We start from the raw sequence: 11,638 nt of genomic DNA, 5'->3' as shown, positions 1-11,638 counted from the left end.
ATTATTGTAAAAGGTTCGAAGAAAAAACAACATGACAAAAATGTCATGTTGTTTTTATTATCTACATAAACTACTCTACAGCATCGATATCAAGTTGCCATTCTTCTTTAAGTTTATTTTCTAAATAAGTATCACCAACCAATCGTGCAAATAATGTTGCATTCGTAAATGATTGTTCTGCCAAAGCAAAATCATGTTTAAATTTCAAATAATATTTCCACTCCACCAAACTTAAAATCGGACGGCGTTGAAAATCATGAATCTCTGTCATAATTTTTTCGCTGATTGCAATAACACGCTCAATATAATATTCTCGTTTAAATTGGAACGCTAAGTCGATATTATTTAACAATACATTATTTAAAATTAAATCGGTCTCAGGTGAAATATGCTTTTGATTCACCAACCTTTTCATCAGATCATCGTAAAAATCTAAACCATAAATTCCCTCAAACTTCTTAGCAGATGAAAGACAAGCAAAGTAAAGATCAATCAAAATTAAATCATTAATGGTAAAAACTTTCTTTCGATTAACTTGACCAAAATAATCATTTAAAATACCTTCTCCAAAATTGACATCTTCACTAAAATGAACATCGAATTTTGACTGTAAACAATCAATGATTAACCGTTCTTCTTCTGGAATAACATCATAAAATGATTCAGCAATCTCATCAAAATAGTCATTCTTTCGATCAAGCCGTACCTGGTCCCCATATGTAGGCGTTCGAAGCAATAAATACTTCAACTCTTTATACCGCTTAGGTAGTTCTAAACTGTCACCATCAGTTAGGGTACCTAATTTTACTCCCAGACGATTGGCAATGAAGCTTGCTTTACTGAGATTGGGTATTGATTGATTCAACTCGATTCTGGCTAATTGTCTTACCGATAATTCTGTCTCATCCCCACAGAATTCTTCGCGTGAGATTCCCTTCTCCTCCCGCATCAAGCGGATCTTCTCCCCAAATTTTTCCACTTTAATCTCCTGTTTTATTAAAAAAATCTGCTTATTTCATATTTTAACATACCGCTTTCATTTGACAAACTATTTTCATTAAAAATAACAATTTTTCTAATAAAACATTTAATAAAAATACCCAAGACTTTCGTCTCAGGCATTCTTTTCATTAAATTAGTCACCTAAACCGATGCGGTTAAAGATTTCATCAACACGTTTAGTGTAGTAAGATGGGTTAAACAATTCATCGATTTCGTCTTGAGTCAAACGTGAAGTAACTTCTTCGTCAGCTTCAAGAAGTGGTTTGAAGTCAACTTGGTTATCCCAAGAATAAGCTGTTTTAGGTTGGACAAGGTCGTAAGCTTGTTCACGTGTCATTCCTTTTTCAATCAATTTAAGCATAACACGTTGGCTGAAGATAAGTCCAAAAGTAGACCCCATGTTGCGAATCATGTTTTCTGGGAAAACAGTCAGGTTTTTAACGATGTTTCCGAAGCGGTTAAGCATGTAGTCAATAAGGATTGTTGTATCAGGTGAAATGATACGTTCAGCAGATGAGTGTGAGATGTCACGTTCATGCCAAAGTGACACGTTTTCGTAAGCTGTTACCATGTGACCACGGATAACACGCGCAAGACCTGTCATATTTTCTGAACCGATTGGGTTACGTTTGTGAGGCATAGCTGAGCTACCTTTTTGACCTTTAGCGAAGTATTCTTCAACTTCACGTTGTTCAGATTTTTGAAGACCACGGATTTCAGTTGCCATACGTTCGATTGATGTTGCGATGCTAGCAAGAACAGCGAAGTATTCTGCGTGAAGGTCACGTGGAAGTACTTGCGTTGAAATTTCTTGAGCACGGATACCAAGTTTTTCACATACGTATGCTTCAACAAATGGTGGGATGTTAGCGAAGTTACCAACAGCACCTGAAATTTTACCAGCTTCAACACCAGCAGCTGCATGTTCGAAACGTTCGATGTTACGTTTCATTTCGCTGTACCATGTTGCCAATTTCAAACCAAATGTAGTTGGTTCTGCGTGGACACCGTGAGTACGTCCCATCATGATAGTGAATTTATGTTCTTTAGCTTTGTTAGCAATGATTTCAAGGAAATTGTGCAAATCTTTGCGGATGATTTCGTTAGCTTGTTTGTAAAGGTAACCGTAAGCTGTATCAACAACGTCAGTTGATGTCAAACCATAGTGAACCCATTTACGTTCTTGGCCAAGACTTTCAGAAACGGCACGTGTGAAGGCAACAACGTCGTGACGTGTTTGTTGTTCGATTTCTAAGATACGGTCAACGTCAAAGCTTGCATTGGCACGGATTTTAGCGACATCTTCTTTAGGAATTTCGCCTAGTTCAGCCCATGCTTCGTCAGCCAAAACTTCAACTTCAAGCCAAGCTTTGTATTTGTTTTCTTCACTCCAAATTGCCGCCATCTCAGGGCGTGAATAACGATCGATCATGTTTATGATGTTAAGGGCATTAAGTAAATTGATTAATACCCTATCTCCTTTCCTTTTTTAAGTTATATATCAAATAATAACTAACACAATTAATTAAAATCTTCTTTACCAATTTCAACAGATGGATAGTGAGGTAAGCTTGTCAAATCTGAATCAAGTGGTAAATCATAAGTAGCAAGGTAATCATTAGGGTACTTACTTTCCAGCTCTGTCATTTTTGCAGAAATTCTAGACTCATCAGAAGAAGCAAAAACCACTTCAACAATAGCCTTATTTTCGCAATTAACATAGGCATGAAGAATAATTTTTATCATAAGTACCTCCAAATTAATCCCTTAAAAATCCATTCCTTCACCCATTTCCGCGATGGTATCTGGTTCATTACTGAACAAGGTAATGTGTCCCATCTTGCGGTTATGTTTCGCCTCTAGTTTACCATAAAGGTGGAGGTGAGCGCTAGGATTTTCCTTAACATAAGCTCGTGCTTTGTCCATATGTTGTCCAAGAACATTAAGCATAACAGCTGGTTGATGCAAGTGAATCTTAGGAAGTGGCAAGCCAAGAATTCCTAAGATATGTGTATCAAATTGTGAAAAATCACAAGCTTCAATTGAATAGTGTCCAGAGTTGTGTGGACGTGGGGCAATTTCGTTAACAATAATGTCATCTGATGTTGCAAACATCTCAACACAAAGTGTCCCAGACAATTCCAATTTTTCAGCAATTTGTATTGCCATAGCTTGTGCTTTTTGGGCAAGTTCATCAGAAATGCGAGCAGGTACGATGGTTTTTGACAAGATGTTGTTGCGATGAATATTTTCTTGAACTGGGAAAACAGTCATCTCCTTGCCATTACCAGACACAATCACTGAAATTTCAAGATCAAAATTCACAAATTCTTCTAACACACATTCACAAGAGTTGGCTAATTTATTTGCAGCTTCCAAATCATCGGCTGATTTAATGACGATTTGACCATGACCGTCGTAACCGCCAGTTGCTGTTTTCAAGACATAATTCTTAGATAAATCAATATCTTCAAGGTCAAGACTTGATGTCACAACTTTATAAGGCGCCACTGTAACACCAGCTTTTTGAGATAAAAAGTTTTTCTCAAAAATACGATTTTGTGAAATTCTAAGCAGATCAGTTCCTTGGGGTAATTGATTTGCTTTTACCACTGCATCTAAAGCATCGGCATCGACATTTTCAAACTCATAAGTAAGCACATCACAGCGCTCTGCCAATTCACGCATCGCGTCTACGTCATCGTAAGGTGCCACAATCATATCACTAACACGAGATGCAGGACAATCTTTCGTTGGATCAAGTGTAACCACCTTGTGTCCCATATAGATAGCTGAAATAGCCATCATTTGACCTAGTTGGCCACCACCGATAATACCAATTGTTTTAGTCGAGTTCATCAGTTGATGCCTCCGCAGCTTTGCCTTGTTCGATGGCAAAGTTTTCTAGTTTTTCTGCCAAAACAGCATCTTCAATTGCTAAAATACGAAGGGCTGTTAGAGCAGCATTTTTAGCTCCTGATTCACCAATCGCCATTGTTGCCACAGGGACACCACCAGGCATTTGAACGATTGAATAAAGAGAATCAAGTCCGCTAAGGGCACGTGATTTCACAGGAACACCAATAACTGGAAGTGTTGTTTTTGCTGCAACCATACCAGGTAAGTGTGCAGCACCACCAGCTCCAGCAATAATCACCTTGATGCCGCGACCTCTTGCTTCTTCGGCATGTTTAAACATCAAATCTGGTGTACGGTGAGCTGAAACAACTTTCTTTTCATAAGCCACACCAAATTCATCAAGTACTTCTGCTGTTTTTTTCATGGTAGCCCAATCTGATTTGCTTCCCATGATAACTGAAATTAATGGTTTCATTATTTTCCTTCCAATTGTTTTATATCTTCAACATCAAGAACAGGATAGCCAAGTGCTTTTAACTTTTGGGCAAAAAGACCGCTACCTGCCACTTTCTTGCCAGAAAAGTTTCCATCGTAAATCTGATTAACACCACATGACGGGCTGCGTGATTGTAAAACAGCTAAATCAATAGACTTTTTAGCAAGCTCATGGACACAACGCTCAATGCCTTTTTCAAACAGGTCATCGTAACAATTTCCTCTCTTATCAAGAACATGTCCATCAACTAATTCAACAGGTTCTCGTGGTGTAGGCAGACCAGCTAAAACTTCTGGACAAATAGCTACCACTTCTTTGCCAGCAACATAATCAACCAGAGCTTGATTGTAATTATGACCTCCGTTATACTTACACTTCTCACCCAAGAGACAAGCGCTGACTAAAACGCATTTAGGTTTAACGTCCAAGAGCTTTACTTCCGATATCGTTGCGATAGAAAAGACCTGTTGTATCTTGCTTAGCAAGCTCTGCATAAATAACATCTTGAGCAGATTTTACGTCAGCTTCTGTTGTAACTAACATGTATACACGTCCGCCGTTTGAAAGCAAAGCTTTATCATCAGCGAACTTAGCTCCTGCGTAATAAGTAATCACATCACCTGATGTTTTTTCTGGAAGACGAACACCTTTTTCATAGGCAACTGGGTAACCTTCTGAGGCAACTACCACACCCAAAGTCACACCCTTGTCAGTCCAAGTGATTTCTGGCTCTTTACCATCTAGAATATCAGTAATGTTTTGAGCGAAATCAGATGTCAAACGTGGCAAGATAACTTGAGTTTCAGGGTCACCAAAGCGTGAATTAAATTCAATAACTTTAGGACCATCAGCCGTTAAAATAAGTCCTGCATAAAGAACACCAAGGTATGGACGTCCTTCAGCAATCATGCCATTAAGAACAGGCTTAACGATTGTTTCAACGGCTGTATCAACAACACTTTGTGGCAAATGTGGTACCGGTGCGTAAGCTCCCATACCACCAGTATTAGGACCTTTATCACCATCAAAAGCACGTTTGTGGTCTTGCGCAGTTGGCATGATATAGAAGTTATCGCCATTGACAAAAGCAAACAATGAGAATTCTTCGCCATCAAGGAATTCTTCAATAACCACACGCCCACCAGAATCACCAAATTTATTATCAAGCAACATTTCATGTGCAGCTTCCACAGCTTGCTCAACTGTTTCAGCAACTACCACACCTTTACCCAAAGCCAAACCATCAGCTTTGACAACAATCGGTGCACCATGTTCTTCGATATAGCTCTTTGCTTGCTCAAAATCTGAGAAAGTGCTGTAAGCCGCTGTTGGAACATGGTATTTAGCCATGATTGATTTAGCAAAGTCTTTAGACCATTCAAGCTCCGCAGCTGCTTTACTTGGACCGAAGGCTTTCAAGCCTGCAGCATTAAAATCATCAACGATTCCTGCAGCCAGAGCATCATCAGGTCCGATAAATGCCCAAGCGATATCATTTGCTTTTGCAAAGTCAATAAGCTTAGAATGTTCGGAAATTCCGATATTTACCAAATCAAGTCCATCAAGTGTCATCCCATCATTTCCAGGTGCTACGAAAACCTGGCTCACTTGAGGAGATTCCAACAACTTCTTAGCAATAGCGTGCTCACGCCCGCCAGAGCCAACAACTAAAAGTTTCATAAGTAAAAATACCTCAATAGAAAACAATCACAGGAGCCCAAGCTCCAAAATCAACAAAGCACGTAAAAACAAAATATTTTCACGAATTATCTAGATATATTATAACATATTTGTTCGGAAATAGATGAAAATCCTGTGATAAGTTTAGAAAAAATACCATAAAAATAAAAAAATCCCAATCTAGATAGACTGGGACTTGGTTGGATTATGAAAAAAAGTTTATTTAGGAGTTATTGTTAGTATAGAAAGCCTTACTTAAGTGAGACTTAAGCATAACTTTCAAAAAGCTTAAAGTAAAAGCATCCTAGCCTTAGCCAAGATGCTTCATGAAATATTTATTAAGGGAAGTTTGCCTATTTATCTTAGTGGCGGAAGTGACGAACACCTGTAAATACCATGGCAATGCCATATTTATCAGCCATGTCGATAGATTCTTGGTCACGAACTGAACCACCAGGTTGGATGATAGCTTTCACACCTGCGGCAGCAATTTCTTCAACGTTGTCCGCAAATGGGAAGAAAGCATCACTAGCAAGGACAGCACCATCAAGACGGTCTTTGGCTTGATCAAGGGCAATACGTACTGAAGCCACACGGTTTGTTTGACCAGGACCAACACCAAGTGTCATGTGGTCATTTGTTACGATGATACCGTTAGATTTAACGTATTTGATTGATTTCCAAGCAAATTCAAGCGCAGCTTTTTCTTGTTCAGTTGGTTGACGTTTTGTGACAACTTTCCAATCTGCTGGATTTTCTTCGATAACATCTTGGTTTTGAACCAAAAGTCCACCAACAACGCCAGTGTATTCTTTTTCAACTTGGCTAGCTTCTTGAGCGTCAAATGGCAATTGAAGAATTCGCATGTTTTTCTTCTTAGTTGTCAAGATTTCAAGAGCTTCATCAGAATAACTTGGAGCAATGATGATTTCAAGGAAGATAGCGTGCATTTTCTTAGCTGTTGCAGCGTCAACTTCACGGTTAAGCACAACAATACCACCAAAGATTGATACTGGGTCTGATTCATAAGCGTAATCCCAAGCAGTTTCAATGTCATCAGCTTGTCCAATACCACATGGGTTCATGTGTTTAAGAGCAACAACAGTTGGACGGTCCTTGAAATCACGGATGATACGAATAGCTGCATCAGCATCACGGATGTTATTAAATGACAATTCTTTACCGTTCAATTGTTTAGCAGAAGCAATTGAGTAATCTGTTGGCAATGCTTTTTGGTAGAAATCCGCATCTTGTTGTGGGTTTTCACCATAACGCATTGGTTGTTTAAGATCGTAAGTGATGGTAAGTTTTTCAGGTTTTGTTTCACCAACTTGTTTTGTAAAGTATTCCGCAATCAAAGCATCGTATGCAGCTGTGTGACGGAAGACTTTCGCTGCCAAACGTTGACGCGTTTCAAATGTTGTTTCACCATTAGCTGACAATTCATCCAAAACAACAGCGTAATCAGCTGGGTCAACAACAACTGTAACACTAGCGTGGTTTTTAGCTGCAGAGCGAAGCATTGAAGGACCACCGATATCAATGTTTTCAACCGCATCAGCGTAAGTCACATCTGGTTTCAAGATTGTTTCTTTGAATGGGTAAAGGTTAACCACAACAAGGTCAATCAATTCAATGTGATTATCTTTTGCTGCTTGAAGGTGGCTATCAAGGTCACGACGAGCCAAAAGACCACCGTGGATATTTGGGTGAAGTGTCTTCACACGTCCATCCATCATTTCTGGAAAACCAGTTACATCATCAATCGCAATAGTGTCAACACCTGCTTTATCAAGAGCAACTTTTGTTCCACCAGTTGAGATGATATCCCAACCAAGTTTTTTCAATTCTTGAGCAAATTCAACAATGCCCGCTTTGTCAGAAACACTAATTAGTGCACGTTTTGTCATTTTTTCTCCTTTAAAAAGATGTTACTGTTATGTTTAGCCTTCAAAGTTATCACAAAATCTAACTTTTGAGATTACTTTTTCTCAACTCCCAAGCTCTCTAAAACCTCAGGATAAAGCTTATACTCATTTTCATGAATGCGAGCTTCAAAGCTTTCAATGGTATCACCTGCTAGACGAGGCACACGAACTTGTTTAATCACTGTCCCTGTATCGACACCACTGTCAACCCAATGAATGGTAACGCCAGATTGGTCAACTCCTGCTTCCCAAGCATCATCAATACCATGAGCACCTGGAAATTCAGGCAAGTAAGCTGGATGAATATTGATAATACGACCTTCGTAAGCTTTTAACAAAGTCGGTCCAACAATTTTCATATAGCCAGCCAAGCAAACCAAATCAATGTCATATTTTTCAAGTAAAGCCACAATCGCTTCTTCGTAAGCTGCTTTACTGTCAAACTCTTTCAGTTCAAAAGTATGAGCTGTTACACCCAGTTTTTCAGCACGTTCTAAGACATAAGCATCTCGATGGTCTGAAAAGACAAACTCAACCGGAAACTGCTCAGCAATAACTTGAAAATTTGACCCGTTACCACTCGCAAATACTGCGATTTTTTTCATTATTTAATCACCACACTTGCATCTGCTTTTTTAACGATGCGACCAAGTTCGTAAACTGGTTCGTCAAGCAATTCTTTCACGCGTTCAACTTTGTCAGGGCTAACTGCCATCATCAAACCAATACCCATGTTGAAGATTTCAAACATTTCTTCGTGTTTGATGTTGCCATATTTTTCAAGAGCTTTGAAAATTGGAAGAACTGGAATTTTGTCTTCTTCAATTTCAGCAGCCAAGTCATCAGCGAACATACGTGGAACATTTTCAATGAAACCACCACCAGTGATGTGGGCAATACCATTGACCAATTCTTCTTTGATAAGTGGAAGCACCGCTTTAACGTAGATACGAGTTGGTTCAAGAAGAACTTCTTTCAATTTTTTACCTTCAAGTTCTGGAAGAACTTCTTCACCTGAATAATCAGCAAAAACTCGACGAACAAGTGAGTAACCATTTGAGTGAATACCGCTTGAAGCAAGTCCAAGAAGAACGTCGCCATCAGAAACTTTTGAACCATCAATGATTTGTGATTTTTCAGCAACACCTACTGCAAAACCAGCCAAATCATAATCATCTTCGCCGTACATACCAGGCATTTCAGCAGTTTCACCACCGATAAGAGCTGCACCAGATTGCACACAACCTTCAGCAACACCTGCAACGACTTGTTCAAGTTTTGCAGGTTCATTTTTACCAGTTGCGATGTAATCTAGGAAGTAAAGTGGTTCTGCACCAGCAGCAATGATATCATTGACACACATCGCCACACAGTCTTGACCAATGGTATCGTGTTTGTCGTATTTAATGGCAAGCATGAGTTTTGTTCCCACACCATCAGTTCCTGAAATCAAAACAGGTTCTTTAACGCCAGTTTTAGTAAGATCAAACATACCACCAAAACCACCAAGAGCGCCCATAACACCAGCACGTTCAGTACGTGCCACGTGTTTTTTGATACGTGCAACAACTTCATAACCCGCTTCAACATCAACACCAGACTGAGCGTAAGCATTTTTTGACATAATATTTTCTCCTTTTTGGGAAATAGCAGAGCTATTTAAACATTTTTCCAGATAAGTTTATTTGAATTTTCCAAAGTATCGTTGACCATTTCTACATCATAGCTAAATATGCCAAAAATGGACTAATATAGATGGCTAGATAAATCAATGTAATCCATGGCTGATAATCAATATAAAACTCCTTAAAAGTCAACGACCATGGGTGTTTAATAATTACCCACCCAACAACATCGACAATTATAGTTAATGTTCCCCAGAGTAGTGATGTTAGAACCACTTCATACAGCGTAACTACTGGTAAAGTAAATAAATACATATAAGCAGCAATAGGGAAAATTAAAATATTATATAGTGGGTGCCAAGGCTTAGTTGCTTCGTAACCTTCTCCCATACCTGGACCATCAGCCATCGATGACATTTTAAGAACAACAATATTAAAGACCGTATGTCCTACACCAAAGATAAAAGTCACTACAATATAAGCCAACCAATACCATAGCATGGACAAACCAAATTCTTGCATTACATTGTTCCTTCCTCTAACCAAAAGCTATTTATTCTCATTAACTTCGTGAATATAGAAACTTGTTTTTTCTTCCAAGCTCTTGAGGTATGCTTCTTCATAATCATAGAGTGGTGTTGGGTACTTACCGTCAAAGTATGCCACACAAAGACCACCATTTGGAGCATCTGTATCAAGACCGATTGATTCAATCAAACCATCAATTGACAAGTAAGTTAGACTATCTGCACCGATAATTTCACAAACTTCATCTTTGGTATGATTAGCCGAAATCAATTCACGACGATTTTGAATGTCGATACCGTAGAAACATGGGTATTTCAACTCTGGACTACCGATTGCCACATGAACTTCTGTTGCACCAGCTTCACGAAGAAGACGAACGATACGACGTGAAGTTGTTCCACGTACGATAGAATCATCTACCATGACCACGCGCTTACCTTTAACAACACCTGAAACAGCTGAAAGTTTCATACGAACACCTTGCTCACGCAATTCTTGTGTCGGTTGAATGAAGGTACGTTGTGTGTATTGGTTTTTCACCAAGCCCATTTCATTAGGAAGACCTGATTCTTCAGCAAATCCCATGGCTGCTGAAAGTGATGAATTTGGCACCCCTACAACGATATCAGCTTCATGATGAAACTCTTGTGCCAAACGTTTCCCCATATTTTTACGAGCTGTGTGAACATTGACACCGTAAATGTCGCTATCAGGGCGGGCAAAGTAAATGTATTCCATTGAACAAATGGCAAGTTGAGTGTCATTTGTGTAAGAGTCATAGCGAATACCACTGTCATCGATAATCACCATTTCACCAGGTTTTACATCACGAACCCACTTAGCACCAATTACTTCAAAAGCACATGTTTCACTTGAAACCACCCAAGCACCATTTTCCATTTGACCAATTGACAATGGACGGAAACCATTTGGATCAAGCGCAGCAATTAACTTATCTTTTGTCATCAACAGATAAGCAAAGCCACCTTTGACAGTGTTAAGAGCTTCTTTAACTTTCCCAAGGAACTCTGGATTGTGGCTACGACGAATCAAATGCATCAAAATTTCAGTATCTGATGATGCGTTGAAAATAGCACCTTCATCTTCAAGTTCTTTTTTCAAAGATACGGCATTTGTCAAATTACCATTGTGGCAAAGACCAAACTGTTCGTCTGTGAAGTTGTAAAGGAAAGGTTGGATGTTATTAATAGATGCTGAGCCAGCAGTCGCGTAACGAACGTGACCGATAGCTGCAGTCCCTGTCAATTTTTCCAAATCAGCAGGATTTTTAAACACATCTGAAAGGAGACCTGTATTGCGATGTTGAAGCAGTTTACCGTTATCGTTAGTTACAATACCAGCACCTTCTTGACCGCGGTGTTGAAGACTGTGGAGCCCAAAATAAGTGACGTGAGCAGCTTGAGGATGTCCCCAAATCCCAAACACACCACACTCTTCATTAAGAGATTTAACTTCGTATGTCATTCTTTTTTATTACCTAAATTTACTCGTCAGAATTT

12 protein-coding genes are annotated in these 11,638 nt (G+C 39.1%); all 12 read right to left on the bottom strand.

The window, feature by feature from the left end; all coding sequences use genetic code 11:
* Window positions 1–70: 70 nt before the first annotated feature.
* Entirely contained in the window at window positions 71–979 is a 909-nt protein-coding gene (locus BLR83_RS09560) for a helix-turn-helix domain-containing protein (RefSeq protein WP_074561399.1), read from the bottom strand.
* 156 nt (window positions 980–1,135) lie between these two features.
* A complete protein-coding gene (purB, locus tag BLR83_RS09555; RefSeq protein WP_074561398.1) occupies window positions 1,136–2,434 on the bottom strand; it encodes an adenylosuccinate lyase in 1,299 nt (432 codons plus the stop codon).
* Window positions 2,435–2,523: 89 nt separating this feature from the next.
* Complete coding sequence (locus BLR83_RS09550) at window positions 2,524–2,748, bottom strand: phosphoribosylaminoimidazole carboxylase (RefSeq protein ID WP_074481024.1); 225 nt, start codon at window positions 2,746–2,748, stop codon at window positions 2,524–2,526.
* 21 nt (window positions 2,749–2,769) lie between these two features.
* Complete coding sequence (purK, locus tag BLR83_RS09545) at window positions 2,770–3,861, bottom strand: 5-(carboxyamino)imidazole ribonucleotide synthase (RefSeq protein ID WP_074481026.1); 1,092 nt, start codon at window positions 3,859–3,861, stop codon at window positions 2,770–2,772.
* Window positions 3,848–4,336: a 5-(carboxyamino)imidazole ribonucleotide mutase gene (gene purE / locus BLR83_RS09540; protein WP_074481028.1), complete on the bottom strand. Its 489-nt coding sequence runs from the start codon at window positions 4,334–4,336 to the stop codon at window positions 3,848–3,850. Before purE ends, purK begins: the two co-directional genes overlap by 14 nt.
* Complete coding sequence (locus BLR83_RS09535) at window positions 4,336–4,785, bottom strand: 2-thiouracil desulfurase family protein (protein ID WP_074561397.1); 450 nt, start codon at window positions 4,783–4,785, stop codon at window positions 4,336–4,338. Before BLR83_RS09535 ends, purE begins: the two co-directional genes overlap by 1 nt.
* Complete coding sequence (gene purD, locus BLR83_RS09530) at window positions 4,775–6,037, bottom strand: phosphoribosylamine--glycine ligase (RefSeq protein WP_074561396.1); 1,263 nt, start codon at window positions 6,035–6,037, stop codon at window positions 4,775–4,777. The genes BLR83_RS09535 and purD overlap by 11 nt, the downstream gene beginning before the upstream one ends.
* Before the next feature lie 362 nt (window positions 6,038–6,399).
* Entirely contained in the window at window positions 6,400–7,947 is a 1,548-nt protein-coding gene (gene purH, locus BLR83_RS09525; protein ID WP_074561395.1) for a bifunctional phosphoribosylaminoimidazolecarboxamide formyltransferase/IMP cyclohydrolase, read from the bottom strand.
* A gap of 71 nt (window positions 7,948–8,018) precedes the next feature.
* A complete protein-coding gene (purN, locus tag BLR83_RS09520) occupies window positions 8,019–8,570 on the bottom strand; it encodes a phosphoribosylglycinamide formyltransferase (protein WP_074561394.1) in 552 nt (183 codons plus the stop codon).
* On the bottom strand, window positions 8,570–9,589 hold the full coding sequence (gene purM, locus BLR83_RS09515) for a phosphoribosylformylglycinamidine cyclo-ligase (RefSeq protein ID WP_074561393.1): 1,020 nt from the start codon (window positions 9,587–9,589) through the stop codon (window positions 8,570–8,572). Before purM ends, purN begins: the two co-directional genes overlap by 1 nt.
* A 91-nt stretch (window positions 9,590–9,680) precedes the next feature.
* The gene (locus tag BLR83_RS09510; protein WP_081341017.1) at window positions 9,681–10,091 is read right to left on the bottom strand and encodes a hypothetical protein; all 411 of its coding nucleotides are present in this window, start codon (window positions 10,089–10,091) and stop codon (window positions 9,681–9,683) included.
* Between the two features lie 48 nt (window positions 10,092–10,139).
* Window positions 10,140–11,603 carry an amidophosphoribosyltransferase gene (gene purF / locus BLR83_RS09505; RefSeq protein ID WP_039696059.1) on the bottom strand — a complete coding sequence of 488 codons (1,464 nt, stop codon included), beginning with the start codon at window positions 11,601–11,603 and terminating at the stop codon, window positions 10,140–10,142.
* Between the last annotated feature and the right edge of the window lie 35 nt (window positions 11,604–11,638).

The organism is Streptococcus equinus (assembly GCF_900101445.1).
In the GTDB taxonomy this organism is placed as follows: Bacteria; Bacillota; Bacilli; order Lactobacillales; family Streptococcaceae; genus Streptococcus; species Streptococcus equinus_B.
The sequence above is the reverse complement of the archived record's forward strand: the minus strand, read 5'-3'. Positions and strand labels throughout refer to the sequence as shown.